This is a genomic window from Micromonospora xinjiangensis (assembly GCF_056150165.1).
In genome coordinates this window covers 813,765-840,709 of record NZ_JAXCFO010000001.1, presented here as the reverse complement: position 1 = coordinate 840,709, position 26,945 = coordinate 813,765, and the positions used below count along the sequence as shown (strand labels likewise).

At 73.4% G+C, this 26,945-nt stretch carries 25 protein-coding genes, 1 tRNA gene and 1 pseudogene; 13 read left to right on the top strand and 14 right to left on the bottom strand.

Annotated features, from left to right (window positions below):
• Positions 1 to 4 precede the first annotated feature (4 nt).
• Positions 5 to 1,159 carry a polysaccharide pyruvyl transferase family protein gene (locus tag SM573_RS04015; RefSeq protein WP_474612011.1) on the top strand — a complete coding sequence of 385 codons (1,155 nt, stop codon included), beginning with the start codon at positions 5 to 7 and terminating at the stop codon, positions 1,157 to 1,159.
• Between the two features lie 41 nt (positions 1,160 to 1,200).
• Here SM573_RS04015 and hutH read toward each other — a convergent pair whose 3' ends face one another.
• From hutH to SM573_RS03985, 6 genes are all read right to left on the bottom strand, one after another.
• On the bottom strand, positions 1,201 to 2,736 hold the full coding sequence (hutH, locus tag SM573_RS04010; protein WP_474612012.1) for a histidine ammonia-lyase: 1,536 nt from the start codon (positions 2,734 to 2,736) through the stop codon (positions 1,201 to 1,203).
• Positions 2,733 to 3,926, bottom strand: coding sequence for an imidazolonepropionase (gene hutI / locus SM573_RS04005; protein ID WP_474615496.1), 1,194 nt, complete (start codon positions 3,924 to 3,926; stop codon positions 2,733 to 2,735). Before hutI ends, hutH begins: the two co-directional genes overlap by 4 nt.
• Positions 3,923 to 5,296 (bottom strand): formimidoylglutamate deiminase, encoded by a 1,374-nt coding sequence (locus SM573_RS04000; RefSeq protein WP_474615495.1) that lies wholly within the window; start codon positions 5,294 to 5,296, stop codon positions 3,923 to 3,925. The genes hutI and SM573_RS04000 overlap by 4 nt, the downstream gene beginning before the upstream one ends.
• A gap of 139 nt (positions 5,297 to 5,435) precedes the next feature.
• Positions 5,436 to 6,632 carry an allantoate amidohydrolase gene (locus SM573_RS03995; protein WP_474615494.1) on the bottom strand — a complete coding sequence of 399 codons (1,197 nt, stop codon included), beginning with the start codon at positions 6,630 to 6,632 and terminating at the stop codon, positions 5,436 to 5,438.
• Positions 6,633 to 6,747: 115 nt separating this feature from the next.
• Entirely contained in the window at positions 6,748 to 8,403 is a 1,656-nt protein-coding gene (gene hutU / locus SM573_RS03990) for a urocanate hydratase (protein WP_474615493.1), read from the bottom strand.
• Between the two features lie 12 nt (positions 8,404 to 8,415).
• Positions 8,416 to 9,267: a MurR/RpiR family transcriptional regulator gene (locus SM573_RS03985; RefSeq protein WP_474612017.1), complete on the bottom strand. Its 852-nt coding sequence runs from the start codon at positions 9,265 to 9,267 to the stop codon at positions 8,416 to 8,418.
• Between the two features lie 140 nt (positions 9,268 to 9,407).
• Between SM573_RS03985 and SM573_RS03980 the strand changes: the two genes are divergently transcribed.
• The 4 genes from SM573_RS03980 (at position 9,408) to SM573_RS03965 (ending at position 15,583) form a co-directional block, all read left to right on the top strand.
• Complete coding sequence (locus SM573_RS03980; RefSeq protein WP_474612018.1) at positions 9,408 to 11,345, top strand: trypsin-like peptidase domain-containing protein; 1,938 nt, start codon at positions 9,408 to 9,410, stop codon at positions 11,343 to 11,345.
• Positions 11,346 to 11,950: 605 nt separating this feature from the next.
• The gene (locus tag SM573_RS03975; protein WP_474612019.1) at positions 11,951 to 12,820 is read left to right on the top strand and encodes a glycosyltransferase family 2 protein; all 870 of its coding nucleotides are present in this window, start codon (positions 11,951 to 11,953) and stop codon (positions 12,818 to 12,820) included.
• Between the two features lie 23 nt (positions 12,821 to 12,843).
• The gene (locus tag SM573_RS03970) at positions 12,844 to 13,926 is read left to right on the top strand and encodes an endo-1,4-beta-xylanase (RefSeq protein ID WP_474612020.1); all 1,083 of its coding nucleotides are present in this window, start codon (positions 12,844 to 12,846) and stop codon (positions 13,924 to 13,926) included.
• A 202-nt stretch (positions 13,927 to 14,128) separates the two neighbouring features.
• The gene (locus SM573_RS03965; protein WP_474612021.1) at positions 14,129 to 15,583 is read left to right on the top strand and encodes a sugar transferase; all 1,455 of its coding nucleotides are present in this window, start codon (positions 14,129 to 14,131) and stop codon (positions 15,581 to 15,583) included.
• An 84-nt stretch (positions 15,584 to 15,667) separates the two neighbouring features.
• Here the strand turns inward: SM573_RS03965 and SM573_RS03960 are convergent, their stop codons facing one another.
• A complete protein-coding gene (locus tag SM573_RS03960; protein ID WP_474612022.1) occupies positions 15,668 to 16,756 on the bottom strand; it encodes an LCP family protein in 1,089 nt (362 codons plus the stop codon).
• Positions 16,757 to 16,897: 141 nt separating this feature from the next.
• Here SM573_RS03960 and SM573_RS03955 point away from each other — a divergent pair, with 141 nt between their 5' ends.
• The 3 genes and pseudogenes from SM573_RS03955 (at position 16,898) to SM573_RS03945 (ending at position 18,945) form a co-directional block, all read left to right on the top strand.
• Complete coding sequence (locus SM573_RS03955; RefSeq protein WP_474612023.1) at positions 16,898 to 17,731, top strand: class I SAM-dependent methyltransferase; 834 nt, start codon at positions 16,898 to 16,900, stop codon at positions 17,729 to 17,731.
• 4 nt (positions 17,732 to 17,735) lie between these two features.
• A pseudogene (locus SM573_RS03950) lies at positions 17,736 to 18,553 on the top strand (MOSC domain-containing protein).
• Positions 18,554 to 18,618: 65 nt separating this feature from the next.
• Positions 18,619 to 18,945 (top strand): hypothetical protein, encoded by a 327-nt coding sequence (locus SM573_RS03945; protein ID WP_474615492.1) that lies wholly within the window; start codon positions 18,619 to 18,621, stop codon positions 18,943 to 18,945.
• Here SM573_RS03945 and SM573_RS03940 read toward each other — a convergent pair.
• The 3 genes from SM573_RS03940 to bcp all read right to left on the bottom strand — a co-directional run bounded on the left by SM573_RS03940 (position 18,942) and on the right by bcp (position 20,298).
• Positions 18,942 to 19,487, bottom strand: a complete 546-nt coding sequence (locus SM573_RS03940; RefSeq protein WP_474615491.1) for an N-acetyltransferase family protein — start codon at positions 19,485 to 19,487, stop codon at positions 18,942 to 18,944. The two genes, SM573_RS03945 and SM573_RS03940, sit on opposite strands and share 4 nt — an antisense overlap.
• A gap of 66 nt (positions 19,488 to 19,553) precedes the next feature.
• Positions 19,554 to 19,639: transfer RNA gene (locus SM573_RS03935), tRNA-Leu, on the bottom strand.
• Between the two features lie 188 nt (positions 19,640 to 19,827).
• Positions 19,828 to 20,298: a thioredoxin-dependent thiol peroxidase gene (gene bcp, locus SM573_RS03930; protein WP_474615490.1), complete on the bottom strand. Its 471-nt coding sequence runs from the start codon at positions 20,296 to 20,298 to the stop codon at positions 19,828 to 19,830.
• A gap of 161 nt (positions 20,299 to 20,459) precedes the next feature.
• On the opposite strand from bcp, the gene SM573_RS03925 reads away from it, so the two are divergent.
• The 4 genes from SM573_RS03925 to SM573_RS03910 are packed head-to-tail and all read left to right on the top strand — an operon-like array spanning position 20,460 to position 23,165.
• Positions 20,460 to 21,176 (top strand): energy-coupling factor ABC transporter permease, encoded by a 717-nt coding sequence (locus SM573_RS03925; RefSeq protein WP_474612028.1) that lies wholly within the window; start codon positions 20,460 to 20,462, stop codon positions 21,174 to 21,176.
• Positions 21,173 to 21,619, top strand: a complete 447-nt coding sequence (locus SM573_RS03920; RefSeq protein ID WP_474612029.1) for a PDGLE domain-containing protein — start codon at positions 21,173 to 21,175, stop codon at positions 21,617 to 21,619. The genes SM573_RS03925 and SM573_RS03920 overlap by 4 nt, the downstream gene beginning before the upstream one ends.
• Positions 21,620 to 21,624: 5 nt before the next feature.
• Positions 21,625 to 22,395 carry a cobalt ECF transporter T component CbiQ gene (gene cbiQ / locus SM573_RS03915; protein WP_474612030.1) on the top strand — a complete coding sequence of 257 codons (771 nt, stop codon included), beginning with the start codon at positions 21,625 to 21,627 and terminating at the stop codon, positions 22,393 to 22,395.
• Positions 22,392 to 23,165 carry an energy-coupling factor ABC transporter ATP-binding protein gene (locus SM573_RS03910; protein ID WP_474612031.1) on the top strand — a complete coding sequence of 258 codons (774 nt, stop codon included), beginning with the start codon at positions 22,392 to 22,394 and terminating at the stop codon, positions 23,163 to 23,165. The genes cbiQ and SM573_RS03910 overlap by 4 nt, the downstream gene beginning before the upstream one ends.
• 34 nt (positions 23,166 to 23,199) lie before the next feature.
• On the opposite strand, the gene SM573_RS03905 is transcribed toward SM573_RS03910, so the two are convergent.
• The 4 genes from SM573_RS03905 to SM573_RS03890 are packed head-to-tail and all read right to left on the bottom strand — an operon-like array spanning position 23,200 to position 26,146.
• A complete protein-coding gene (locus tag SM573_RS03905) occupies positions 23,200 to 24,297 on the bottom strand; it encodes a hypothetical protein (protein ID WP_474615489.1) in 1,098 nt (365 codons plus the stop codon).
• Complete coding sequence (locus SM573_RS03900) at positions 24,294 to 25,010, bottom strand: DsbA family protein (protein ID WP_474615488.1); 717 nt, start codon at positions 25,008 to 25,010, stop codon at positions 24,294 to 24,296. Before SM573_RS03900 ends, SM573_RS03905 begins: the two co-directional genes overlap by 4 nt.
• Positions 25,003 to 25,527 carry a MauE/DoxX family redox-associated membrane protein gene (locus SM573_RS03895; RefSeq protein ID WP_474612034.1) on the bottom strand — a complete coding sequence of 175 codons (525 nt, stop codon included), beginning with the start codon at positions 25,525 to 25,527 and terminating at the stop codon, positions 25,003 to 25,005. The genes SM573_RS03900 and SM573_RS03895 overlap by 8 nt, the downstream gene beginning before the upstream one ends.
• 34 nt (positions 25,528 to 25,561) lie before the next feature.
• On the bottom strand, positions 25,562 to 26,146 hold the full coding sequence (locus SM573_RS03890; protein ID WP_474612035.1) for a sigma-70 family RNA polymerase sigma factor: 585 nt from the start codon (positions 26,144 to 26,146) through the stop codon (positions 25,562 to 25,564).
• Between the two features lie 107 nt (positions 26,147 to 26,253).
• On the opposite strand from SM573_RS03890, the gene SM573_RS03885 reads away from it, so the two are divergent.
• Positions 26,254 to 26,901: a zf-HC2 domain-containing protein gene (locus SM573_RS03885; RefSeq protein WP_474612036.1), complete on the top strand. Its 648-nt coding sequence runs from the start codon at positions 26,254 to 26,256 to the stop codon at positions 26,899 to 26,901.
• Positions 26,902 to 26,945 lie beyond the last annotated feature (44 nt).

The following is a 26,945-nucleotide window of genomic DNA, read 5'->3' as shown; positions in this document are numbered from 1 at the left end:
GAAGGTGAGTGTCGATCGCCGGCCGGGTGAGGCCCGCCGACCCCTCGTGGTCGGTTACTACGGCATGCGCAACGTGGGGGACAACGCCTTCTGCGTCATCCTCGACTGGGCGCTGTCGCGCTACTGGGGCACGGAGGCGCCCACCTTCGCCGCGCCACCGATGGTCGACCTGCCGGCCGACCGTACCGGGATGAGTCAGAACCTGTTCGAGTCGCTCGATCCGGTGCGCCGGGCGGGCAAGCTCGTCAACAAGGCGAGCCTGCTCAGCAACGCCACGATGCTCCTCTTCGGTGGCGGTTCGGTCTTCCGGGACATGGGCCCGTTCAGCGAGAAGAAAGTCTTCGCCACCTGGTCGCGGCTCACCCGGCGGCCGATCGCCGCGGTCGGGGTCTCCGTCGGGCCCTTCGTCTCGTCGGCCGCGCAGCAGCGTCTCGGCGAGGTGTTCCGGCACATCGACTACGTCGGGGTCCGCGACGCCGCGTCCGTGGGCCGGCTCCGGGAACTCGACTACCCGGGCATCATCGTTCCGGCCGGCGACCTTGCCGGCCTCCTTCCGGAGGCGCTCGGCGACGTCGCCCCGGCGTCGGTACCCCGCTGGCACGGCCGGGCACGGTTGGGCGTCACGTTGCTCGGGTCCGACACCGACCTCTCCGAGCCGGAGCAGCGCAGGCGGGAGCAGGCGCTGATCGCCGGTATCCGGTCGTTCGTCGACACGGAGCCGGTCGATGTCACGATCTTCGTGTTCAACACCCACCCGGTGCGGGGCGACATCGGCCCGAGCGAGCGGTTGCGGGCGGCCCTCGATGGCCGTTGTGACGTGCGCTCGGTATCCGCCGACGACGGTGTCCAGGCGGTGTGGAGCGAGATGCGGGCGTGCGACTTCGGCCTGCACATGCGGATGCACGGCGGGATCTTCTCCTACGTCGCGGACGTTCCCTTCGCTCTCGTGCCCTACCACCGCAAGTGCGCCGACTTCCTCGACGAGATCGGTCAGCCCGCCTCCCGGCAGCTTCCGGTGCAGCCGGACGATCCCGGCGTGGTCCACAAGGTGCTCGCCGGCATGCTCGCCGACGGTGCCCGACCCCGACTCGACCTCGGGGAGTTCGCCGACCGCGCGCGACTCAACTTCACCCGCGCGCCCTGGGCGATCGCCCGCTGAGCCGCTGAGGCGGCCGGCCACCGCCGGCCGCCTCACCCCGCTCAGCCGAGCGGGCCCACCTCGCGCTCGATGGCCGCCCGCAGGGCGGGGCCGCGCAGCACCTCCCGGGCCGCCTCCATGAGCGGGGCGAGGAACACGTCCGGCCCCGGCTCACCGGCGACCCCGCCGAGCGCCTCGACCGCGGCCCGCCCGGCCGGGGACGGGGTCAGCGGGGCGCGGAGCTGGAGACCGCGGACCGCGGCGAGCAACTCGACCGCCAGCACGCTGGTCAGGTTGTCGAGCACCGTCCGCAGCTTCTTGGCCGCCGCCCAACCCATCGAGACGTGGTCCTCCTGCATGCCGCTGGTCGGTAGGGAGTCCACCGACGCGGGCGCGGCGAGCCGGCGGTTCTCGGCGACGATCCCGGCCGCCGTGTACTGGGCGATCATCAGCCCGGAGTTGACCCCCGCGTCGGGGGAGAGGAACGCGGGCAACTCCCGGGAGCGGGTGACGTCCAGCAGCCGGTCGACCCGCCGCTCCGCGATGGCCGCCACCTCGGAGGCGGCGATGGCCAGGAAGTCGGCGGCGAAACCGAGCGGCGCCCCGTGGAAGTTGCCGGTCGACTCGACCCGGCCGTCGGGCAGCACCACCGGGTTGTCCACCACCGAGACCAGCTCCCGGTCGGCCACCGTGCGGGCGAAGTCGAGCGTGTCCCGGGCCGCGCCGGCGACCTGCGGGGCGCAGCGCATCGAGTACGCGTCCTGCACCGCGTGCGCGAGGTCGTCCCGGTGCGAGTCCATCACCGCGGAGTTCTGCAGCAGCCGGTGGATGTTCGCCGCCGACGTGGCCTGCCCGGGGTGCGGGCGGATGGTGTGCAGCTCGGGCAGGAACGGCCGCTCGGAGCCGAGCATCGCCTCGATGGCCAGGGCGGCGGTCACGTCGGCCATGGTGAACAGGTGCGCGGCGTCGTGCAGGGCGAGCAGCAGCATGCCGAGCATGCCGTCGGTGCCGTTGATCAGCGCCAGCCCCTCCTTGGCGGCCAGCTCGATCGGCGTCAGGCCGGCCTCGCGCAGCGCGTCGCCCGCGTCGACCCGCTCACCGGCCGGGCCGAGCACCCAGCCCTCCCCGAGCAGCACCAGCGCGCAGTGCGCCAGCGGGGCCAGGTCGCCGGAGGCGCCGAGCGAGCCGTGCTCCGGCACCCACGGGGTGATGTCGTGGTTGAGCAGGTCGACGAGGGCCTCGGCGACCAGCGGCCGGACGCCGGAGCGGCCCAGCGCCAGGGACCGGACCCGCAGCAGCATCATGGCCCGGACCACCTCGCGCGGCATCGGCGCGCCGACGCCGGCGGCGTGCGAGCGGATCAGCGCGTGCTGGAGCTCCGCCCGGCGCTCCGGAGCGACGAACGTGTTGGCCAGCGCGCCGAAGCCGGTGGAGACGCCGTAGACGGGACGCCCGGCCGCCTCGATGCCGTCGACGATCGCCCGGCTGGCCGCCATCGCCTCCACGGCGGCGGGATCGAGCATCACCTTGGCGGTGCCGCGGGCGACGGCGAGCACGTCGGCGGGAGTGATCCCGGTGGGCTGGATGGTGACGGTCATTGCGGTACTCCGTTGTGCAGGACCCGGTGGATCAGTGGCACACCGGGCCGGTAGGCCAGGTGCAGGTGGGACGGGGCGTCCAGGACGACCAGGTCGGCCCGGGCCCCGGGGCGCAGCACCCCGATGTCGTCGCGGCGCAGCGCCCGCGCTCCACCGGCGGTCGCGGCCCAGACCGCCTCCGCCGGGGTCATGCGCATCTCGCGTACGGCGAGGGCGATGCAGAAGGGCATCGACGAGGTGTACGACGAGCCGGGGTTGCAGTCGGTCGCCAGCGCCACCGTCACGCCCGCGTCGAGCAGCCGGCGCGCGTCGGGATAGGGCGAGCGGGTGGAGAACTCGGCGCCCGGCAGCAGCGTGGCGACCGTGCTCGTGCCCGAGCCGTCGTCCGCCGACGTCGAGGCCAGCAGGTCGACGTCGGCGTCGGACAGGTGGGTGCAGTGGTCCACGCTGGCGGCGCCCAGCTCCACGCCGAGGCGTACGCCCGGGCCGGGGCCGAGCTGGTTGGCGTGCACCCGTACGCCCAGGCCCACCGCCTGCCCGCAGGCGAGGATGGCCCGGGCGTGGTCCACGTCGAAGGCGCCCCGCTCGCAGAACACGTCGATCCAGCGGGCGTACGGGGCGGCGGCGGCCAGCATCGGCCCGCAGACCAGGCCGACGTAGTCGTCGGGGCGGTCGGCGTACTCGGCGGGGACGACGTGCGCCCCGAGGAACGTGGTGTCCTCGGTGAACTCGCCGGCGATCCGCAGTGAGCGGGCCTCGTCCGCGACGGTGAGGCCGTACCCACTCTTGATCTCGACGGTGGTGGTGCCCTGCCGCAGCGCCTCGCCGCGCAGCCGTCGCACGGTGGCCCGCAGCTCGTCGTCGGTGGCGGCCCGCGTCGCGCCGACGGTGGTGCGGATGCCACCCCCGGTGTACGGCTCGCCGGCCATGCGGGCGGCGAACTCGGTGGCCCTGTCCCCGGCGAAGACGAGGTGGGCGTGGCTGTCCACGAAGCCGGGCAGCACCGCCGCCCCGTCGGCGTCGATGCGCCGGTCGGCGTGCGGGGCGTACCGGGCCGGCCCGATCCAGGCGACCTGCCCGTCCTCGACCAGCAGCGCCACGTCGCGCCGGATGCCCAGCGGCCCGCCCGCGCCGCCGGGGGAGTTGGTCACCAGCTCCCCGATGTTGTCGACCAGCAGACTGCCGCTCACGGCGCCCCCTCCCACGGTGCGACCGCCGCGACGGCGTCACGCAGCTCGGCCGGCACGTCGATGGTCCGGTGCCGGCCGTCGGCGACGACCGTCCGCCCGTCGACGACGACGGTGGTGACGTCGGCGGCGCCGGCTGTGTGGAAGACACCGACCGGCGGCGTGCCGGCGGTGCGGGCGCTGTCCAGCCGTACCGTCACCAGGTCCGCCCGGGCCCCGGCGGCGATCCGGCCCGCGTCGGTCCAGCCCAGCGCGGCGTGGCCGCCGGCCGTCGCCGCGGTCAGCAGCTCGACGGCGGTGAAGTGACCGCGCCGTCGGGTACGCAGCCGTTCGTCCAGCTCGACCGCCCGGGCCTCCTCGAACAGGTCGATCACCGCGTGGCTGTCGCTGCCGAGGCTGAGCGGGCTGCCCACGTCGGCCATCCGGCGGGCCGGCCCGATCCCGTCGGCCAGGTCCCGTTCGGTGGTGGGGCAGAGGCAGACGCCGGTGCGGCTCTCGCCGAGCAACGCCAGGTCGGCGCTGGTCGGGTGGGTCGCGTGGACGGCGGTGGTGGATCGGCCGAGCACCTCGTGGTCGGCGAGCAGCCGCGTCGGGGTGCAGCCGTGCACCGCGCGGCAGGCGTCGTTCTCGGCGGGCTGCTCGGACAGGTGCACGTGCAGCGCCGTGTCGCGGTCGCGCGCCCAGCGGGCCACGGTGTTCAACTGCTCGGCGGGGACGGCCCGCACCGAGTGGACGGCCGCGCCGACCCGGGCGTGCCCGCCAGCCGGCGTGAAGGCGGCCGCCCGCTCGCCCCACCGCACCGCGTCCCCGTCGCCGAAGCGCAGCTGCGGCCCGGTCAGCGGCCGGCCGTCCACCGAGGCGGTCAGGTAGCACGCGTCCAGCAGGGTGATCCGGATCCCGGCCTGCGCGGCGGCCTCGACCAGGGCGGCGCTCATCGCGTTCGGGTCGTCGTACGGGGTGCCGTCCGGGCCGTGGTGCAGGTAGTGGAACTCGCCCACACAGGTGATCCCGGCCAGCGCCATCTCGGCGTAGGTGGCCCGGGCCAGGTCCAGGTAGGTGTCCGGGTCGAGGCGGGTGGCGACGCCGTACATCTGGTCGCGCCAGGTCCAGAAGTCGCCCCGGCCGCCGTGGGTCCGGCCACGCAGCGCCCGGTGGAAGGCGTGCGAGTGCGCGTTGGCCAGCCCCGGGAGGGTCAGCCCGGGCAGCCGTACGGCGTCGGCGAGCACCTCGACCCCCGCGGTGGGCTCGCCGCCGCGCGTCAGCGGCGTCACCGCGGTGAACCGCCCGTCCTCCGCCTCGATGAGCACGTCGGGGGTCGGCTCGGCGTGGTCGGGGAGCCAGGCGTACTCGGCCAGCCAGCGCGTCGCGGTCATGCGGCGCGCCCCGTGTCGAACGGGATCGTCTGCGACATCACCCGATCCTGACGGCTCCGGACGGCGAGCCGCGCCACGCAACGCGGGCGACGCCGGACACCGGGGGACGGGACGCCCGCCACCGGCCGGGCCGGGGCGGTCAGCACGTCAGCTCCGTCAGCACCCGGGCCAGCGCGTCGATCCCGGCCGCGCAGTCCGCGTCCGTGGCCGTCTCGGCGGGGGAGTGCGACACCCCGGTCGGGTTGCGGACGAACAGCATCGCGGTCGGCAGGTGCCCCGCGAGGACACCGGCGTCGTGCCCCGCGCCGGTCGGCAGCACCGGCGCGTCCAGCAGCCGGGCCAGCCGCTCGGCCAGTCCGCCGTCGAAGGCGACCAGCGGCGTGCTCGACTCCTCGGTCAGCGTGACCTCCGTGCCGTCCCGCCGTGCCCGCTCCACGGCCTTGTCCCGCACCGCCTCGACCAGGCCGGTCAGCGTCTCCGGCTCCGCCGCGCGCGCGTCCAGCCAGCCGGTCACCCGGGACGGGATCGCGTTGGTGGCGTTCGGCTCCACCGCCACGCGCCCGACGGTCGCGTGCGCCCCGCGCAGGCGGGCCTCCTTGTTCGCCGCCAGCACGGTGAAGGCGTACGTCAGCATCGGGTCCCGCCGGTCGGCCATGCGGGTGGTGCCCGCGTGGTTGCCCTCGCCGCTGAAGGCGAAGCGCCAACGGCCGTGCGGCCAGATGGCGCTGGCCACCGCGACCGGCGCGGGCGTGTCGGCCAGCGCGCGGCCCTGCTCGACGTGCAGCTCCACGAAGGACCGGAACCGGCCCAGCAGCTCCGGGCGGGCCCCCGCCGGGTCGTGGCCCAGTGCCTCGGCGAAGCTGACGCCGTCGGCGTCGCGTAGCGCCGCCGCCCGCTCGACCGGCAGCGCGCCGGTGAGCAGCCGCGACCCCAGGCAGGGCACGCCGAACCGGGCACCCTCCTCCTCGACGAACGCGCCGACGGCCAACGGACGGGCCGGGGTAACCCCCGCGTCCCGCAGCTCGTCGAGGGCGAGGAAGGCGCTCACGATGCCGAGCGGCCCGTCGTACGCCCCGCCGTGCGGCACCGAGTCGAAGTGGCTGCCGGTCAGCACCGCGTCACCGGCCTCCGGGTCGCCCCACCAGGCGAAGAGGTTGCCGTTGCCGTCCTCGGTCACGGGCAGGCCGCGCTGGGCCGCCTGGTCCCGGAACCAGGCGCGCAGCCGCAGCTCGGGCTCGGTGAGCGCGTACCGCAGGTAGCCGCCGCTGCCGGCGTCCCGCCCGACCGGCGCGATCTCGTCCCAGAGCTTGCGGAACCGGGCCGCGAGGTCGCTCACCGCGCACTCCCGACGTTCGCGACCGCGGGGCTCCGCTGCGCTGCGCTCCTCGCGCTCACGGGGGCCTTCCTGGTGTTCGCGACTGCGGGGCTCCACTGCGCTGCACTCCTCGCGCTCACGCGGCACCCTCCGCCATGGGCACCCGCACGCCGGTGCGCTCGGCGACCTCACGCGCGGCGTCGTAGCCGGCGTCGACGTGCCGGATCACACCCATCGCCGGGTCGTTGGTGAGCACCCGCTCGATCTTCTGGCTGGCGAGGGCGCTGCCGTCGGCCACGCACACCTGCCCCGCGTGGATGGAGCGGCCCATGCCCACCCCGCCGCCGTGGTGGATCGAGACCCAGGACGCCCCGCTGGCCGTGTTGACCAGCGCGTTGAGCAGCGGCCAGTCGGCGATCGCGTCGGAGCCGTCGGCCATCCCCTCGGTCTCCCGGTAGGGGCTGGCCACGCTGCCGGTGTCCAGGTGGTCCCGACCGATGACCACCGGTGCGGACAGCTCGCCGGAGGCGACCATCTCGTTGAACCGGACGCCCGCCTTGTCCCGCTCGCCGTAGCCCAGCCAGCAGATGCGGGCCGGCAGGCCCTGGAACGCGACCCGCTCACCGGCCATCCGGATCCACCGCGCCAGTGACTCGTTCTCCGGGAACAGCTCCAGGATCGCCCGGTCGGTGGCGGCGATGTCGGCCGGGTCGCCGGAGAGCGCCGCCCACCGGAACGGGCCCTTGCCCTCGCAGAACAGCGGCCGGATGTACGCCGGCACGAAACCGGGGAAGTCGAAGGCCCGCTCGTAGCCGCCGAGCTTCGCCTCGCCCCGGATCGAGTTGCCGTAGTCGAAGACCTCGGCGCCGGCGTCGAGGAAGCCGACCATCGCGGCCACGTGCCGGGCCATCGAGGCGCGGGCCCGGTCCGTGAACTCGGCCGGCTTCGCCGCCGCGTAGTCCCGGGCGTCGGCCAGCTCGACCCCGACCGGCAGGTACGACAGCGGGTCGTGCGCGCTGGTCTGGTCGGTGACGACGTCGATCTCGACGCCCTTCACCAGCAGCTCGGGGAAGACCACGGCGGCGTTGCCCACCACGCCGACGCTCAGCGCCCGCCGCTCGCGCTTCGCGGCGAGCACCCGCGCCACCGCGTCGTCCAGGTCGTCGGCGACCTCGTCGAGGTAACGGTCGCGCACCCGGCGCTCGAGCCGGCTGCGGTCCACGTCCACGATGAGGCACACGCCGCCGTTCATGGTGACCGCGAGGGGCTGGGCGCCGCCCATCCCGCCGCAGCCGGCGGTCAGCGTCAGCGTGCCGGCGAGCGTTCCGCCGAACCGCTTGGCGGCCACCGCCGCGAACGTCTCGTACGTGCCCTGGAGGATCCCCTGCGTGCCGATGTAGATCCAGGAGCCGGCCGTCATCTGCCCGTACATGGTGAGCCCGAGCTGCTCCAGGCGGCGGAACTCCGGCCAGGTCGCCCAGTCGCCGACCAGGTTCGAGTTGGCCAGCAGCACCCGCGGCGCCCACTCGTGGGTGCGCAGCACGCCGACCGGGCGGCCGGACTGCACCAGCATGGTCTCGTCGTCGCGCAGGTCGGTGAGGGTACGCACCAGCGCGTGGTACGACGGCCAGTCCCGGGCGGCCTTGCCGGTGCCGCCGTAGACCACCAGGTCCTCGGGGCGTTCGGCGACCTCCGGGTCCAGGTTGTTCATCAGCATCCGCAGCGCGGCCTCCTGCGGCCAGCCGCGGGCGGTGCGTTCGGCGCCACGGGCGGCGCGGACCGGACGGGACATCTCGATCTCCTGTCAGTCGAGGAACAACTGTCGGCGGGCGGCGGACGCCTCGAACGCTTCCAGCCGTTGCTGGGTGTCGGCCGGCGCGGCGTCGCAGATCGCCTGGAGCAGCACCATGGCCAGGGTCATCGGGGCGGTGTGCAGGTCGAAGACGAGGTCGGTGCCGACGGCGGCGGGCAGCAGCACGTCGGCGTGCTCGGCGGCCGGGCTGACCGGCGAGTCGGTGATGGCCACGACCCGGAGCCCGGCGTCCCGCGCCTCGCGGAGGGCGTCCAGGGTCTCCCGGGGGTAGCGGGGGAGCACGAAGGCGAGCAGGGCGCTCGCGCCGGCCGCGGCGGCCTGCTCCAGACGGTCGGTGAGCAGAGTGCCGGCGTCGTCGAGCACCCGGACGTCCGGGTGCACCTTCGCGGCGAAGTAGGCGAAGTACGCGGCCAGCGGCGCGGCGGCGCGCAGGCCGAGCACCGGCAGCGGGCGGCTCGCCGACAGCAGGCGGCCGGCGTCGGCCACCCCGTCGCGGTCGGCGAGCTGGTCGGCGAGCCGATCCAGGTTGCCGATCTCGGCGCGTACCGCCTGCTGAAGTTCGTTGCCGGCGTCGGCGCGCCCCTCCGGCGAGCCGGTGGCCAGCTCGCGCAGCCGGCGTCGCAGCGCGGGGTAGCCGTCGTGGCCGAGCGCGACGGCGAACCGGGTGACCGACGGCTGGCTGACTCCGGCCAGCTCGGCCACCTCGGCGGCGGAGAGGTACGCCACGGCCGGCCCGTGCTGCACGAGGCAGTGCGCGATCCGGCGCTGGGTGGGAGTGAGCCGGACCCCGTGGAACAGGTCGAGCACCCGCTCGGTGGGCGCGGCGACAACTCCTTCATTCACGTTGCGACTCTATGCATGAAAACTTTCAGAGGGCAACCCTCGGATGCTCGCGGAGGCGGCGGTCGCCTGGCCGACCGGCGGGCGACCCCTCGTGCGTCCCCTCTGTAGGATCCGCAAGGCGGTCGAGCAGAGGAGTGCGTATGCAGTCGGTTGGCCCGTACCGGTTCACCCACATGCTGGGCACCTGCCCGGTGGGTAAGGCCTGGGCCGCCATCGATGGACAGGGCAGGTTCGTCACGGTCGCCGTGCTCGACGTCGCGGCCGCGAACACCCCGGGCTGGCGCGAGGCCTTCGCCGGCGCCGCCAACGCCATGCAGACGCAGGGCGGCCAGAGCTACACGTACGCCGACTTCTCCGCTGCGGAGCCCTGGGTCGCCTATCCGGCGGAGGTCGGGCCGGGCGCCGAGAAGCTGTTCCGCGCGCTCGGCCAGGAGTACGAGCCGTTGCCATCGGAGGCCGAGGGAGCGGTGCCGGTCTCCGGCGTGCCGCATCAGGTCTCCGGTCCGCCACAGTCCGTGTCGGGTCCGCCGCAGTCCGTCTCCGGTGCCCCGCTACCCACGTCGGGGGGCCCGTCGGCGCCCTGGGCGCTGCACACCGGTCCACTCCCGACGGTTCCGCCGGCCGCGCAACCGGTCGCCGCGGCGCCGGGCGCGCCCACCGCCGCCGACTCACCCCCACCCGTGACGACCGAGAGTGTCCAGTCGCCGGTGAGCCCACCCGCGCCCGTTCAGCCCTACGACCCGTTCGCCGACCCAGCGCGCCGGATCGTCCCCTCCGCCTCACCGGCGCGACCGAACGTGTGGGCCCTCGTCGCCGCGGTCGTGCTCCTGCTCGCGGGCGCCGGTGGCGGCATCGTCGCCCTGGCGTCCACCGGGTCGGACGGTCCGGCGCCCGGCGGCCCGCCGTCGATGGCCTTCCCGACGGTGTCGCCGTCGGGGCCGGCGTTCCGGCCCTGGACGGCGTTCCCGCCGTACAGTGCCCAGGAGCGCGCGTTGGCGGTGGCCTCACCGTCACTGGTCTTCCTCGACGTGGTGGTCTCGGGTTACCTGCGCGACGGCGCCACCAACAAGGTGCTGCGTTCCACCCCGATCACGTTCAGCAGGCGATGCAGCGGGTTCCTGGTCACGTCGAACGGTCACGTCCTGACCAACGGCGCCTGTGCGAAGCCCTCCGAGCAGACCGCGAAAGAGATCGCCCTGGACTCCCTGGCCCGGACGCTCGTGCGGGAGAAGCGGCTCGTTCAGGGCCAGGTGCAGAGCTACGTCGCCACCAACATGCCGAAGACCCGGTTCACCGGCGCCGAAGCGGGATCCCCCGTCGACATCACGGTGCGTGGGCAGCTGAACTCGGCACGCAGCAACGCCGACGAGCAGTCGGTGGTTCAGGGCGAGCTGGTGTCCGCCTCGCCGGCCGACGCGGGAAACGTGGCGCTGGTGAAGCTCTCCGGGAGCAACTACCCCGTGGTGGAGCTCGGCCCCGCGGGTGAGCTGCAGAGCGGCACGTCCCTACTGCTTGTCGGCTTCGCCACTGAGGACTCGGACACCCGTACCGCGGTCTACCTTCCGCAGGCCAAGGCCGCGACGGTCACGGATACCAGCCGGCGAGGACCGGTCTCCATCTACCGCATCAACAGTGACGTGGGCCGGGCCTCCCACGGTGGCCTCGCGCTCGATCCGAGTGGGCGTGTGGTGGGCATGATCGACCAGGATCAGGCCAGGCCCGACCGGGCGAACCGGGTGGTGGTGCCGGTCAGCGAGTTGGCGAGCCTGCTGAGCGCCGCCGGGGTTCGCAACGAGCTCGGCGACACCGACCGTCTGTATCGCAGTGGGCTCGACGCCTACTTCAGCGGGGACGTCTCGACCGCGATCGCCCGACTCGACGACGTCGCGGCCGCCGCGCCCGCGAATCGCCTCGCGCAGGCCTACCGGCAGAACGCGGTCGAGCGCCAACGACTGGAGGGTGCGCCCGGGGAGCGGGCGGGCCTGAACGTGCCGCTCGTGGTCGGCTCTGCTGTCGTGCTGCTCGCCGGCGTCGTCGTCCTGGTGCTGGCGCTCGTGCGGCGGCGCCCACGCCGGTGAGTACGCGCCCGTCGGCGTCGCCCGGGAGAGCATCCCTGGCCCGTTTGCCGGGGTAGGTCGGACAAATGGTCCGGTACATCGACAGGGGGAACGAATACGATCTGGCCAGCTCGCAATTAGACATTCGGCTGACCGAGAATCGTCCGTAACGGGCAGAACGGCTGACGATGCGAGCAGTCTGTCCGATGCGTACAGACGGCATGTGGCCAGCGGGTTTCTGATGACGCGCCGGCGCCCTGCCCGCCTATGATGGCGGACGGGCGGATAGTGGTGCACGAGTTCGGCGATAGATATACTCCGTCTGCGCGCGATAGATCTTCGTTGTCGTCGATCAGGATGGGTCCTGCCGGCGCGTCGCCGAAAATGTCGCTGCAAATGGTGACTATTCATGGGGGTGGCGTAGAGATGGTGGTGTGGGGTCCCGATCCTGCTCTGACTGGTCAGGCCGCTCGGCGGAGCTGTCCGATCGGCTCGCGTGGGCTTAGGAACGGCTACCGTCCGTGACGGGTCACTCGGCATATCCCTATCCCTCTGTGCACGAGCCTGCCGGCACGCCGGCGCCGTCCAGGTACGACTCGCCCTCTAACGAGATCGACGCTCCCACCATGCCGATCTTGCCGGCCGTGCAGCGCCCCACGCCGAACGTCGACGCGCCCACAGTGCCGTCGATGCGCGCGGTGGAGCCGGTGACGCCGGCGATCTCGGTCTGCATCGCCGTTCGGGACCGGCCGCAGCTTCTGGTGAAGTCCATTCGAAGCGTGCTCGCGGGCAGCTTCGGCGACTTCGAGATCGTCGTTGTCGACGACGGCTCTGAGGTGCCGGTCCGCGACGGGCTGGCCGAGGCGGGCCTGCTGACCGACCGGCGGATCCGCGTCGTGCGGCAGCAGCCGACCGGGATCAGCGCTGCCCGCAACACGGCGTTGCGCGCCGCGCGCGGCCGGGTCGTCACGGTGCTCGACTCCGACGACGAACTGGCCCCCGACGGGCTGGCGCGCATCCACGACTTCCTGGCCCGCACGGGCGCCCGGTGGATCTACACCGACTACGAGGAGATGGTCGACGGCGGGGGTGCGAAGGTGATCGCCCTGCCGTCCTTCCCCAGCGCACGTCGGATGCTGTGGTCGGTGCTCACCCGTCCGCGGTTGCCCTTCAAGCACTCCGGCATGTCCATCGACCGGGAGTTGCTGCTGCACCTCGGCGGCTACGACGAGCAGATGTTCATCAAGGTCGATGTCGAGCTCGTGCTGCGTGCCCTGAGCAAGGGAGTCCACCTTCAACGTCTCGATCATCCGGTGGTCCGGTTCTACCGGCACAGCGGCAACATCAGCCGGCGCCGCCTCGCCGGTCTCGCCGCCTGGCGCAGGATGATCAAGAAGTACAGCCGGCCACGGATCCCGGGTCTCGCCCTCTGCATCGTGACGGTACGGACGGCCAGCGAACTCGGTAAGTGGCTGGTGACCGCCGCTGGGCGGTGACACCTCGCTCGCGAAACGGGCTGGTGGCACTCGCCCTGGCGCTGTCGCTCGTCGTCGGAGGCTTCCTCGTCACCCGGTCGCGGGACGATGCGACGCGGACAGAGCGGGTCGCCGCGCCCTCCGCGTCGGCGGCGTCGGTCAGGTCCGGCCTGCGCAGTGTCGCTCCGCCGACTCTGCGTATCGGCGCGGCCGTAGACGCGCGGCTGCTCGACACCAACGCGCCCTACCGTGCGACGCTCGCCGACAACTTCAACGCGGTGACCGCCGAGAACGCCATGAAGTGGGCGAACCTGGAGCCCCGACGCGGAAGTTATGACTGGGCCGCGGCCGATCGGATCGTTCGGTTCGCGCACGAGCAGGGCCAGGTCGTGTACGGGCACGCGCTGACCTGGCACACCAGCGTCCCGTCCTGGGTCAACGAGGAGTGGCCCAGGGAGCGGCTCCGCGCGTTGCTCCGAGACCACATCACCACGGTCGTGTCCCGTTACCGCGGCAAGGTCTGGGCATGGGACGTGGTGAACGAGGTGCTGAACGACGACGGCTCCCTGCGCGACACCATCTGGCTCCGCAAGCTCGGCCGGGGCTACATCGCCGACGCGTTCCGCTGGGCGCACGATGCCGACCCGAACGCCAGGCTTTTCATCAACGAGTTCGGTGCCGAGGAGCGGACCACGAAGGCGGACGCGCTGCTGCGCCTGGTCCGCGGGCTGAGAGCGCAGGGCGTTCCCGTCCACGGCGTCGGCTTCCAGAGTCACCTGCGCGTGGAGCAGGCCCCCACGGATGTCACCGAGAACCTGAGGCGCTTCGCGGAGCTCGGCGTCTCGATCGCCATCACGGAGCTGGACGTCCGTGTGCACCTGCCGGTGACGCCGCAGAAGCTGGTGTCCCAGGCCCTGCTCTACCAACACATGCTCAAGGCATGCCTGGCCGTCACGACCTGCGAATCCTTCACGTTGTGGGGGTTCAGTGACGCCAGCAGCTGGATACCCGCCCACTTCCCGGGCTACGGCGCCGCCTGCGTCTACGACGAGCACTTCACGCCGAAACCGGCCTACGAGGCGTTGACGTACGAGCTGCGCGCCCTCCGGTCACCGCCGGTGGGCTGAACAGATGACCGTAGGAGCGGCCGTGCCGCCACTAGGCAGGACGATCCTGGGGGCATAGGGTGCTCGTCGCGCTCTCCAACGGGGGCATTGTGGAGGAAGGAAGGCAGTGGCCGCGCACACACAGATCCTCACCGCAGTCGTGTCACAATCGGCACCGCGGTTCGACCCCGATCTCGGGGTAATCACGCCGCCCTCGAACGGTATGCCCCGGTCCGCCTTCGGGCGCCCCGTGGCGCCGCGGGCGGTCTGGCGCCGGCGGTACGCCGCTTGGCTAGTCCTGCTCGACCTCGTCGCCGCGCTCGCCGCCAGCCGCACGGTGGACTCGCTGCTTCCCTCGGCCAACGCCGGCTTCTGGGACCAGAAGGCCTTCGGAGTCAGCACGTTCGCACTGGTCGCCAACGTCGGCGTGCCGCTGTTGTGGCTGCTGATGCTCGTCGCGGGCGGTGCCTACGACCGGCAGGTACTGGGGCACGGCACCGAGGAGCTCAAGCGCGTCGTCCGAGCCAACGTGGCGACCGCGGCCACCGTGTCCTTCCTGGCCCTGGGCTTCAAGAAGGACCTGTCCCGGATGACGGTCGCGGCCATCATCATCTGCCTGCTGCTCTACACCGTGGTAGCCCGTTTCGCGGCCCGGCTCGTGCTGCGCCGGATCCGTCGCACGGGGCGGGCATCCCAGAAGATGCTGCTCGTCGGCAAGCTCTCCGACGCGCTCGCGCTGCACGAGGTGGTGACGCGGAACTCGGGTGCCGGGATGCGTCCCGTCGCCATCCACCTACCGACCCATCCACTTCCGGGCGAGCGGGTGACCGCTCCGGTACCGGTCTATGTCGGCTGGGACCTGGTCCCGCTGGTGCAGCAGCTGGGTGCCGACACCATCGCCGTCTGTGGCCCGGCCAGCCTGGAGTCGTACGAGCTGCGCAAGCTGGCCTGGCAGCTGGAGGGAACGGGACTGAACCTCGTGGTGGTGCCGCAGGTCACCGACGTGACCGGCCCCCGCATCCACGTCCGGCCGATCGAGGGCCTGCCGCTGCTCAACGTCGAGGAACCGACCATCTCCGGCCTCTCGCTCCTGGCCAAGAGCGTGCTGGATCGGGTCGCGGCGCTCGTCGGACTCGTGGTGCTCAGCCCGGTGCTGCTGGGCATCGCGCTGGCGATCAAGATGAGCGATCCGGGGCCGGTGATGTTCCGGCAGACCCGGATCGGTCACCAGGGCAAGGCGTTCAAGGTGTGGAAGTTCCGCACCATGTACACCGACGCGGAGCAGCGGCTCGAGGCGCTGCGGGGCCTGAACGAGAGCGACGGGCTGCTCTTCAAGATGAAGGACGACCCGCGCGTCACGCCGATCGGCAAGCACCTGCGGGCGCTCTCGTTGGACGAGCTGCCCCAGCTGATCAATGTGCTCTGTGGGCAGATGTCGTTGGTCGGCCCGCGGCCGCTGCCCACGGAGGACGACGACTACCGCGGCGACGTCCGGCGCCGGCTGCTGGTGCGGCCGGGCATAACCGGGCTCTGGCAGATCTCCGGCCGGTCCGACCTGACCTGGGACGACGCCGTGCGTCTCGACCTCCACTACGTGGACAACTGGTCGCTCGCGTACGACCTGGGCATCCTCTGGCGGACGGTCAGCGTGGTGCTGGCACGCCGCGGGGCGTACTGACAGTTCGACAACGACGACGGGCGGCGGCCGAGAAGGCCGCCGCCCGTCGTCGTCCGCTCCGCCCAGGTCAGGCGTTGCCGACTGCTACTTCTTCTTGCTGCCGAGGGAGATGATGTCCGGTACCTGGTCCTGCCGGACAGCGTCGTAGAAGGGCTTGACCCGGTTGTCGTCCGAGAAGACGACGCTCTCCGACCCGACTCGGCCCGTCCCCTTGGTCGGGCTCGTGATGAACGTCAGGTTGCTGCCGCGGACGCCGCGCATCTGGTTCGCCATGTCGAACAGCGACATGTTCTTGTCGACCGACACGGCACTGGAGGTGGCCTGGAGGAACGAGTTCAGCTTGCCGGGGTTGGTCAGCAGCCCGCCGGAGGCCGCCTTGTCGAGGATCGCCTTGATGACCTGCTGCTGGTGCCGGATCCGGGCGAAGTCACCGTCCGCGAACTGCTTGCGCTGCCGCGAGTAGTCGAGCGCGGCCTCGCCGTCCATCTCCTGTAGGCCCTTCTCGAACTTCCGGAACGGCGGGTGGATGGAGGTGAAGTTCTTCTCCACATCGACCTCGATGCCGCCCAAAGCGTCGATGATCTCCTTGAACCCGGCGAAATCGATGATCGCGACGTGGTCGACCCGGACGCCGGTGAACGACTCCACGGTCTGCACCATCAGCGGCACGCCACCCCACGCGTACGCGGCGTTGATCTTCGCGTCCCGGCCGCCGTCGCCGTTCTGGGACTTCGGCACCGCCACCCAGGTGTCCCGGGGGATCGAGATGAGCTGAGCGCTCGACCGGTCCTTCGGAAGGTGGGCGAGGATGATGGTGTCGGTACGCGAGCCCTGGGTGCCCTCGGGATCGCGCGAGTCGCTGCCGAGGATCATGATGTTCATGGCCCCCTCGACGGCCTGCTGCGGCCGGCTCTCCTCCGGCACGCCGTCGAACGCGTCGACACGGTCGATGCCGGACTCGACCGACTTCAGGTAGAGGCCGACGGCGGTCACCCCGCCGCCGCCGAGCAGCAGAACCACCACCAGGCTGATCAGGCCGATTCGGCGCCAGCGACGACGGCGTGACGATCGCGGCGACTCCTGGCCGTCGGCCGGCTCCGGCACGTTCGCCGCGGAGGGCTCCGAGCCGCGGTACTCCGAGCCGAAGTACGTGGTCTGTTCGTGACGAGGCATGGCGCGATGCTACTGACTCGCCCTGCCGACCGCGTACCCTCGTCCGGTCACGATCGCCGTGCCGGCCGGTCGCATGTCCCGGCCTTCCGGGAAGCAAACATTCTCAGCCATTCGTCATCGTCAGCTGGTATGAAAACAGCCGTGGATGCAACGAAGCTCCGGCGGGCCATCGCCCGCACCCCCCTCGCGCCGGTCGCCGCCTTCCCCAAGCGGTTGGCCCGGGTCGCCCGTCACGACGCCCGGGTGCTGCGCACCTCGGCGCGGTGGCTGGTCACCTCCCGAGAGCACCACAACTACACGTACGAGCTGACGAAGCTCAGCCGCCACCACCTCGCCTGGTTCGTGAGCGTCGTCTGCGACGTGCCGGTGAAGCAGGTGCGCGGTTACTTCGCCGAGATCGAGTCCGACGACGGGCTGCGGCGGCACATCGAGCAGGCGACCGCCGCAGCGGCCCGCCGCGGCCTCGCCGACCGGCAGGTCCGCTACGCCCGGCGGATCGGCTGGTACGCCATCGTCCGCGCCTCCCACCCCGCCCACGTCGTGGAGACCGGCGTGGACAAGGGGCTGGGCAGCTGCGTCCTGGCCTCGGCCCTGCTGCGCAACTCCGAGGAGGGGCACCCGGGGCGGCTCACCTCGCTGGACATCAACCCCGAGGCGGGCTACCTGGCCCGCAGCGCTCCCTGGTCGGAGGTGGTCGACCTGGTCATCGGCGACTCGATCGCCTCGATCACCGCGCTGGACCGGCCGGTCGACCTCTTCCTGCACGACAGCGACCACAGCCGCGCGCACGAGCGGCGCGAGTTCGAGGCGGTCGAGGCCAAGCTCGCCCCCGGCGCGCTCCTGCTCACCGACAACGTGACGTCCACCAACGTCCTCGCCGAGCACGCCGAGCGCACCGGCCGCCGGTTCCTCGCCTACCGGGAGACCCCGGCCAACCACTGGTATCCGGGGGACGGCATCGGGGTGGCATGGTGAGCCGGTGCGGCTGAGCACCATCCACACGTACCCGGTGAAGGGTTGCCACCGGCTCGAGCACGACGCAGCGCTGGTCGAGCCGTGGGGCCTGGCCGGTGACCGGCGGTGGATGGTGGTCGACGCCGACGGCGTCGGCGTCACACAGCGCGAGACCCCCCGCCTCGTGGGGCTGCACGCCACGCCCCGGGGCGGCGGTCTGCTGCTGCGCGCCGAGGGGCGCCCCGACCTGGACGTGGCCGAGCCGGCCGGCGGTCAGCCGGTGCCGGTGCGGACGTTCCGCAGCCGGAAGGCGCCGGTGCGGCGCTGCCCGCGGGGCCGGCCGCCGACGCGTGGCTCGGCGCGCTGCTCGGCCGGCCGGTCCGGCTCGTCTGGCTGGCGCGACCCACCCGGCACCTCGGCGCGCACGAGCGGGAGCACGACACCGGCGACCAGGTCAGCTTCGCCGACGCGTACCCGCTGCTGCTGGCCAACGCCGCCTCGCTGACCGCCCTGAACGACTGGCTCGCCGAGGCCGGCGAGGACCTGGTGCCCATGACCCGGTTCCGGCCCAACCTGGTCGTCGAGGGCGCACCGGCGTGGGCCGAGGACGGCTGGGTCGGCCGGTCGTTGCGCGTCGGCGGGGCGTCGTTCCGCGCCGCCGGGCCGTGCGACCGCTGCGTGGTGACGACCACCGACCAGGAGTCCGGCGTACGCGGCCGGGAGCCGCTGCGCACCCTCGGCCGGTACCGCAGAGTCCGGCAGAAGCTCCTCTTCGGACTCCACCTCGTCCCCGTCGGGACCGGCTTGCTCGCCGTCGGCGATTCGGTGACCGCGGGCGTCTGAGCGGGCCTTGTGGGCCCCGAGCAGGCGATCGATGATGGTCGTAGCGGCGGGCCGGAGGTGGCGGGATGGCGGTGCGGCACCAGGCCCGGGTGGCGTGGGACGCGGCCCGGGTCTTCGTGGGATCGGTGCACGACGACGATCTCTACGGCTGGCTCAGCGCGGAGGTGGGCGAGTTGCTCGGCGTGTCCTGGCAGGCGGAGCTCGACCAGACGCGTGAGCGCGTGCGCCGGGCGACCGACCAGCAGCCCGGCCTCGCCGAGGCCGGGAGATGGCGGGTCCGGCTGGAGGACGAGCTGCGCGGCCGGCCGCAGCTCACCGAGCCGTTGCGGTCGCTGACCACGATCGCCGCCGGCCTGCTGCGACAACGACGGGGGACCGGGTGGCCGGCCTAGCTGCTCCGCCCGGTGGTCGTGTCGCGCGGGAGGTCGAGCCACATGAGGACCTCGTCGCGGTCGTCGCCGGGGGCGACCCGCAGCGCGCCGGGCAGCCGGCCGATCTCCCGGTAGCCGAGCCGCCCGTAGAAGTGGTGCAGCCCGAGCCCGTCCCGCAGGGTCACGTGCAGCGCGTCGAAGCCCAGCTCGCGGCCGACCCGCTCGGCCTCCCGCATCAGCTCCAGCCCGTACCCGCGGCCCTGGGTGTCCGGGTGGACCATCACCCGCTTCAGCACGCACCAGTGTGCCTTCAGCGCGAACCGGTTGTCGGCGAAGATCAGCGCCGCGACGGGCCGGCCGTCGGCGTACCCGACGAGCAGCCGGTCCGGGCCGTCGGCGATCCCCGCGAACGTCGGGTCGGCGAGGGCGCGGACGTCGGCGGTGGTCACCGGCGGGACGAAGCCGACGGCGCCGCCGGCGTTGCTGACGTCCGTCCAGAGCGCGACGATCTGCTCGCGCAGCTCGGGAGTCAGCTCGGGGTCGAGGACGAAGCGCAGGGTCACGCCCGCCATCCTGGCCCCGGCGGGTCGCGGCGCGCGCATGATCGTGACGCGCGCTACAGCCGCTGCTGGTGCGGGAGGGGGGATTCGAACCCCCACGTCCTTACGGACAATAGGACCTAAACCTACCGCGGCTGCCGTTACGCCACTCCCGCGTGCGTGCTGAGTCTAGAGCCAACGGCCGAGACGGTGTCGAAGCAGAGGCGTCTGATCGGTCCCGATCCGCCGCCGTGCCGGCCCCGCCGCGGCGCCGACCTCGGCATCGGCCCCGAAGCGGCGCCGATGCCGATGCGGCGGCGGGTGCGTTTCGACCCCCGCCGCGGCCCCCGCCGGTGCCTGGCCGTCAGTCGAGGCCGAGGTCGCGCCGGAGCTTGGCGACGTGACCGGTGGCCTTGACGTTGTAGAGCGCGCGCTCGATCTTGCCGTCCGGGTCGATGACGAACGTGGAGCGGATGACGCCGGTCACCGTCTTGCCGTAGAGCTGCTTCTCGCCGAACGCGCCGTACGCGGTCAACACCGCCTTGTCGGTGTCGGAGACGAGCGGGAAGGTGATCGCGTCGCGCTCGCGGAACTTCGCCAGCTTCTCCGGCTTGTCGGGCGAGATGCCGACCACCTCGTAGCCCGCGGCCTGCAACGAGGCGAGCGAGTCGCGGAAGTCGCAGGCCTGCTTCGTGCAGCCGGGGGTCATCGCGGCCGGGTAGGCGTAGAGGATGACGCGCCGACCGCGGAGGTCGGCCAGGGAGAGCGTGTCACCGGTGTCGGTGGGGAGGGTGAACTCGGGCGCCGGGTCACCCGGGGAGAGGCGGTCGGTCATGGCCCCGACCCTACCGCCGGCCCCGGCCGCCGGGCGGGTCCCGGCGCACCGTGGTGTCGTGATCAAAGCCATGCTTGTTGCCACACCTTGGCAACTGAGAGGCGCGGGAAATAGTCTGACTCCGCTGGCGAGGACTGGCCCGCCGGCGCGTGGGAGGTCGCATGGAAACCCTGGCGATGCACATCTCCAACGGGATCATCAACGGTCCGGTCGCCGCGATCTTCGCGGCGCTCGCCCTGGCCGCCCTGACCGTCTGCGTACTGCGGGGCCGGCGTGACCTCGACGACCGGCTGGCCCCGATGGCCGGCCTGGTCGCGGCGTTCATCTTCGCCGTCCAGATGCTCAACTTCCCCATCGTGACGGCCGGCGTGAGCGGCCACCTGCTCGGCGGGGCGCTCGCCGCGATGCTCGTCGGCCCCTGGGTCGGCGCCCTCTGCGTCGCGGTCGTGCTGGTCGTGCAGGCCCTGGTGTTCGGCGACGGTGGTGTCGCGATGCTCGGCCTGAACATCACCAACATGGCGCTGCTGGGCACCGCCGCGGCGTACCTGCTCATCGCCCTGTTGCTGCGGGTGCTGCCGCGTACGCCCGCCGGCCTCGCGGTGACCGCCTTCGTCTCCGCCCTGCTCAGCGTGCTGGTGGCGTCCCAGGGCTTCGTGGTGCAGTACTGGCTGGGCGGCACCACCGACCTCGGCGGGAACCTGGCCGGCCTGGCCGGCACGATGGCCGGCTTCCACCTGCTCATCGGCATCGGTGAGGGTCTGATCACCGCGACCACGGTGGTCACCGTCGCCAAGGTGCGCCCCGATCTCGTCTACGCGTTGCGCGGGTTGCGCCCCGCCGCCGCGCCCGCCGTTCCGGTGGCTGGAGGTGTCCGGTGAACAAGCGTCCCTGGGCGTTCGTCGTCGGCGGGCTGCTTGTCGCCCTGCTGCTCGCCGGGGTGGTGAGCAACTACGCCTCCCCGCACCCGGACGGGCTGGACTCCTCCCTGCTGAAGGGGTGCACGGTCGACGCCGAGCACAACATCACCGGCGGCAGCTGCCCGGCTCAGCAGGCCAAGGACCACGAGCTGGCCGACAGCCCGCTGGCCGACTACGGCGTACGCGGCGTCGACAACGGTTTCCTCTCCACCGGCCTGTCCGGCGTGCTCGGCGTGCTGCTGACCTTCGCCGTGGGCGCGGGCGTCTTCTGGCTGGCCCGGCGCCGCTCGCCCGCCCCGAGCACCGAGGCGACGCCGGGCACCGGCGAGGCGCCGGACGCGGTGGGCTCGACGGCCGGCGACGGCACGACGGGCGCCGCCACCGGCCCGGCCACCCGGAGCTGACGACGGTGGGAGCCGGTCACGCGCACGTCCTGTACCGCGAGGGCACCTCGCCCGTGCACCGGCTTCCCCCCGAGGTCAAGATCGTGGCGATGGTGGTCTTCACCGTCGCGGTGGTGGCCACCCCCCGCGAGGCGTTCTGGGCCTTCGGCGCGTACGCCCTGTTGGTGGCGGTGGTCGCGGCGCTGGCCCGGGTGGGTCCGGGCTGGCTGCTCAGCCGGGCGCTCATCGAGCTGCCGTTCGTGCTCTTCGCGCTCGCGCTGCCGTTCCTCGGCGCGGGGGAGCGGGTCGGCGTGGCCGGCCTGCACCTCTCCGTGGACGGCCTCCTGGGCGCCTGGAACATCCTCGCCAAGGGCACCCTGGGCGTCCTCGCGTCGCTGCTGCTCGCCGCGACGACCACCACCCGCGACCTGATCCTCGGCCTGGACCGGCTGCGCTGCCCGCAGCTGCTCACCCAGATAGCCACCTTCATGCTGCGCTACCTCGACGTGCTCGTCGGCGAGGCGCGGCGGATGCGGATCGCCCGCGTCTCCCGTGGCGACGACCCGCGCTTCCTCTGGCAGCTGCGCGGCTTCGCGGCCGGTGTCGGGGCGCTCTTCCTGCGTGCCTTCGAGCGCGGCGAGCGGGTCTACCTGGCGATGCTCTCCCGCGGCTACACCGGGCGGATGCCCGCGGTGTGGCAGGGCGCGGGCGCGGCCACCGCCGGGCAGTGGCTGGTCGCGGCCACCGTGCCGGTCGTGGCGGCCACCATCGCCGCCACCGCCGTCGTCCTGACATGATCGGGGACGTGCAGCCGACGACACCCAGCCTGGACATCCGTGGGGTCCGCTACGCGTACCCGGACGGGCACGTGGCGCTGCACGGCGTGGACCTCACCGTGCCGCGCGGCGAGCGGGTGGCCCTGCTCGGCCCGAACGGCGCCGGCAAGACCACCCTGGTGCTGCACCTCAACGGCATCCTGACCCCGACCGACGGCAGCGTGAGCGTCGGCGGGCTGACCGTCACGCCGGACCGGGGCACCCTCGCCGAGGTGCGGCGGCGGGTGGGCATCGTCTTCCAGGACCCGGACGACCAGCTCTTCCTGCCCACGGTCGGCGAGGACGTGGCGTTCGGCCCGGCCAACCTGGGGCTGCGGGGCGCGGAGCTGGCCGCGCGGGTCGACGAGGCGCTCGCCGCGGTCGGGATGGCCGAGCACCGGGACCGCGCCCCCCACCACCTGTCGTTCGGGCAGCGCCGCCGGGTGGCGGTGGCCACCGTGCTCGCCATGCGCCCGGAGATCCTGGTGCTCGACGAGCCGTCGTCGAACCTCGACCCGGCGGCCCGGCGGGAGCTGGCGGAGATCCTCCGCGCCCTGCCGGTGACGATGCTCATGGTGACCCACGACCTGCCGTACGCCGCGGAGCTCTGCGACCGCTCCGTCATCCTCGACGGGGGCCGGATCGTGGCCGACGCCCCCACCGCCGACCTGCTCGCCGACGCCGACCTGCTGGCCCGGCACCGGCTGGAGCTGCCCTACGGCTTCGACCCCCGGGCCGCCGCCCGCCCCTGACCTGCGGTGCCGCCGGCCCGGGCCGCCGCCCGGGTCAGGACGGGGACGGGGCCGGTTCCGGGGCGGCGTCGGCCGCCGGGGTGCGGGCGGCGTGCAGGCGCAGGGCGCCAGCGGCGGTGGCGCCCGCACCGGCGACCAGGACGAGCGTGACGAGCACCCGCCCGGAGGTGGCCGGCCAGGGCACCGGGGCGACCGCGCGGGAGAAGACGGCGGCGTTCGCCACACCAGCGAAGAGCGCCAGGCAGGCGCCGGCCAGCGCGACGGTGAAATCGGCGGCGGGTCGGCGGGCGACGGCGTACCCGCCCGCCGCGATCGCCCCCAGGCCGGTGAGCAGCGCCCAGAGCTGCCCGCTGAGCAGGCCCAGCAGCAATCCGCCGATCCCCTGGGCGCCGGCGTCCAGCTCCCGCCCCACCGTGTAGGCGACCGCGGCCAGGCCACCGGCGGCCAGCAGCGCGCCGAGCGCGGCGAGCGCCGGCCCACCGGGCGCGGAGGCTGCGGGCAGCAGCCCGAGCGCGCCGACCGCGAGCAGCCCGACGACGGTCACGGCCCACCAGGTGTACGCGTCCGGAGGTGGCACCCAGTCGAGCGTGCCGCGGATCTCCACCGGCTCGGCGCCGTCGCGCAACGGAATCGCCCAGTCACGGATGCGGTGCTCGCGGTCCGGGGCGGCCCGGGTCACGGCGGGCGGCGCGGCCTCCCGGTACAGCGCGCGCTGGTCGTGCCAGCGCACGCTCGACCCGTCCGCGACCCTCCGCCACGACGGCTCGGCGGCCGGGTCGGCCTCCGGCGGGAGCGTCGTGTCCCCGGCGATGGTGCGGTTGAGGTAGGTGGCGGGGGAGCGGGTGTTCTCGTAGACGCCGTCCGGGCCGACGCGCAGGTACGGCTCGCCCGAGTAGCCGATCACCTCGACCGGCCGGCCGGTGTGGTTGGTCATCTCCAGGCGGGCGCCCGCCTCGACGGTGCGGATCTCCAGGCCGGCGCGGGCCGGGGAGATGCCGGTCACCGTGGTGCGGTAGTCCGTGCCGTCGGGAGCGTCGGCGCCGTGGGCGGCGGCCGGGGCGGCGGTGGCGAGCGTCGCGGCCACCGCGGCGGCGGCCACCAGCCCGGCCCGGCTCAACAGGGTGCGGATCACCTGCCGGCCGCCTCCACGGCCGCCCTGATCCCGTCCGGGCTGCGGTCGGCGACCTGCTCCCCGTCGATGACCACGGTGGGCGTGCCGGTGACGTTGTTGCGGCTCGCCGTGTCGGTGACGTGTTCGGTCCACGCCGTGAAGGTGCCGTCGCGCACGCAGGAGCCGAACGCGTCGCGGTTCAGCCCGACGCCGGCGCCGATGTCGATCAGCTCGTCGTCGGTGAGCCCGGCGCTGCCCTCGGGCGGCTGCCGGTCGTAGAGCGCCTTGGCGTACTCGGCGAACTTCCCCTCGTCCGCCGCGCAGCCGGAGGCGGCGGAGGAGCGGGTGGAGTACTCGGTGGTGGAGAAGCGGTTGAGGTACGCCACCGGGTGGTAGACGGCGCGGATCTTGCCCTCGCTGATCAGCTGGTCGATGGTGGCGCCGGTGGTGTCCTGGAACTGCTTGCAGACCGGGCAGAGGAAGTCCTCGTAGATGTCGACGGTCACCGGGCCGGAGCCCACCACCGCACCCGTGCCGCCCTCCGCCGTGTTGCGGGGGGCGGTGAACTCGTCGGAGCGCTGGCTGGACCAGACGCCCCAGCCGATCAGGCCGGCGATCAGCAGGACGGCCACCGCCGCCACGGAGACCCAGAGCGTGCGCCGTCGCCGCCGCTCCCGGGCGAGCTGCTGCTGGACGACGCGGGCCGCGCCCTTCTGCCCCTTGCGACTACTCATCCTCGTCCTCCACGACGGGTGCGCCCGTCAGCCAGCCGTCCACGGAGACGGGCGTACGGGGCCAGATCAGTAGGAATCCCGCCATCACCAGGAATCCCAGGTCCCGGAGGATCTCCGGGAGGTAGCTCGGCGCCTGCCCCTCGGCGAGTTGCCCGCCGCTGCCGAAGCAGCCGCAGTCGATGGAGAGGCCACGCGCCCAGGCCGAGGCGATGCCGGCGATGAAGACCACCAGCAGGGCCGCCGAGATGCCGGCGCTCAGGCGGGTGGCCAGCCCGAGCAGCAGGAGCGCGCCCAGTGCCAGCTCGACGAAGGGGAGCGCGGCGCCGACCACCGTCGACACGTCGTACGGCAGGATCTGGTAGGCGTTCACCGCCCGGCCGGAGGCGGCCAGGTCGTCGACCTTCGACGCCCCGGCGAGCAGCCAGACGGCGGCCAGGCCGAGCCGGGCGGCGGTGCCGACCCAGGGCCGGACGGCGGGCCACGCCGGGGCCCGCGTGCTCGGTGCTGTCACGGTCATTAGTCGCTCCGCCTTCGCCGGAAGTTCCGCCCGGTCACCCGGCCAGGGCGTTACCGACCGCCGCGACCAGGTCGTCCCGCGCCCGGGCCACGCGCGACCGGATCGTGCCCACCGGCACCCCCTCCACGGCGGCGGCCTCGGCGTAGGAGAGACCGAGCACCTGCGTGAGCACGAAGGCCTCGCGCCGTTCCGGGGGCAGGCGGCGCACCAGGTCCGCCGCGCCGAGCTGCCCGGCCGGGTCCGGGTGCGGCCGGTCGGTGTGCGCGTTGGCGGCCAGCCGGGCGTCGAGCCGCCGCCGGCGCACCACCGTCCGCAGATGATCGGCGCAGGTCCGGCGGGCGATGCCGAGCAGCCACGTGCGGGCGCTGGAGCGGCCCTCGAACGCGGGCAGCGCCCGGAACGCCCGCAGGTAGGTCTCCTGCGTCAGGTCGTCCGCGCTGTCCGGATCCACCAGCGCCGCGGCGAACCGCCACACCTCCGGCTGGGTGAGCCGGACGAACGCGGCCTGGGCCCTCGGGTCACCGCCGCGGGCGGCGAGCGCCCAGTCGGTGGCCGGATCCCGCGCAGCGCCGGTCGCCTCGGCGGGGCCGGCGGTGGCGTCGCGCGGGGCGGGGATCACGACAACCCAGGTTACGCGCCGCGTGAGCGGCCGTGAGGGTCCTTGGACTCTTCCATGGCCTGCGCCACGCCGGGAACTTTTCCCGTACCCGGGCCGACTACCCCCTCATGACATGCGACGACGTACGCGCGGCGCTGTCGGCACGGCTGGACGGGGAGGATCCGCAGACGGAGCCGGTGGTGCTGGACGCGCACCTGCTGGGGTGCGCCGGATGCCGGGCCTGGCTGGCGCGCGCCGAGGAGGTCACCCGACTCGTCCGCGTGCCGACGGTGGAGGTGCCCGACCTGACCGCGTCGGTGCTGGCGGCCGTGGCGGCCGATTCGCTCGCCGCCGGCACCGCGCGGGCGGCGGCGCGGCGCGCCCGGCGGCAGGTGCTCCGGGTGGCCGTGGCCGTGGCCGCGGTCGCCCAGCTCGCCGTCGCCCTGCCGGTCCTGCTCGGCGGCTTCGGCGTGAGCCTCGACCCACACACCAGCCGGGAGATGGCCTCCTTCGACGTCGCGCTGGCCGTCGGCTTCGCGCTGGCGGCCTGGCGTCCCGAGCGCGCCCGCGCGTTCGTGCCGGTCGCGTTCGTGCTGGCGGTCTGCCTGGCCGGCACGAGCGCGGTCGACATCGCGAACTCCACGACCGCGCTGGTGCACGAGGCCGGCCACCTGGCCGCCGTGGTGCAGGCCGGCCTGCTCTGGGCGCTCGGCCGGGTCAGCGGGGACGCCGCGTCGCCGCGACTCGGCCCGGCGCTGGCTCCGGGGCGCGGGTGAGGCGGGGTGGCCGTGACCCCGTGGTGTCGGCAAGCATGATCGCC

Excerpts from the sequence above, each read along its gene's own strand:
- SM573_RS03895 (WP_474612034.1), bottom strand. The coding sequence starts at position 25,527 with ATGACCGTGACAGCACCGAGCACGCGGGCCCCGGCGTGGCCCGCCGTC.
- SM573_RS03900 (WP_474615488.1), bottom strand. The coding sequence starts at position 25,010 with ATGAGTAGTCGCAAGGGGCAGAAGGGCGCGGCCCGCGTCGTCCAGCAG.
- hutH (WP_474612012.1), bottom strand. The coding sequence starts at position 2,736 with ATGACCGTCACCATCCAGCCCACCGGGATCACTCCCGCCGACGTGCTC.
- SM573_RS03980 (WP_474612018.1), top strand. The coding sequence starts at position 9,408 with ATGCAGTCGGTTGGCCCGTACCGGTTCACCCACATGCTGGGCACCTGC.
- SM573_RS03945 (WP_474615492.1), top strand. The coding sequence starts at position 18,619 with ATGGCGGTGCGGCACCAGGCCCGGGTGGCGTGGGACGCGGCCCGGGTC.
- SM573_RS03960 (WP_474612022.1), bottom strand. The coding sequence starts at position 16,756 with ATGCCTCGTCACGAACAGACCACGTACTTCGGCTCGGAGTACCGCGGC.
- bcp (WP_474615490.1), bottom strand. The coding sequence starts at position 20,298 with ATGACCGACCGCCTCTCCCCGGGTGACCCGGCGCCCGAGTTCACCCTC.
- SM573_RS03910 (WP_474612031.1), top strand. The coding sequence starts at position 22,392 with ATGATCGGGGACGTGCAGCCGACGACACCCAGCCTGGACATCCGTGGG.
- SM573_RS04000 (WP_474615495.1), bottom strand. The coding sequence starts at position 5,296 with ATGACCGCGACGCGCTGGCTGGCCGAGTACGCCTGGCTCCCCGACCAC.
- SM573_RS03965 (WP_474612021.1), top strand. The coding sequence starts at position 14,129 with ATGCCCCGGTCCGCCTTCGGGCGCCCCGTGGCGCCGCGGGCGGTCTGG.
- SM573_RS03975 (WP_474612019.1), top strand. The coding sequence starts at position 11,951 with ATGCCGATCTTGCCGGCCGTGCAGCGCCCCACGCCGAACGTCGACGCG.
- SM573_RS03885 (WP_474612036.1), top strand. The coding sequence starts at position 26,254 with ATGACATGCGACGACGTACGCGCGGCGCTGTCGGCACGGCTGGACGGG.
- SM573_RS03925 (WP_474612028.1), top strand. The coding sequence starts at position 20,460 with ATGGAAACCCTGGCGATGCACATCTCCAACGGGATCATCAACGGTCCG.
- hutU (WP_474615493.1), bottom strand. The coding sequence starts at position 8,403 with ATGTCCCGTCCGGTCCGCGCCGCCCGTGGCGCCGAACGCACCGCCCGC.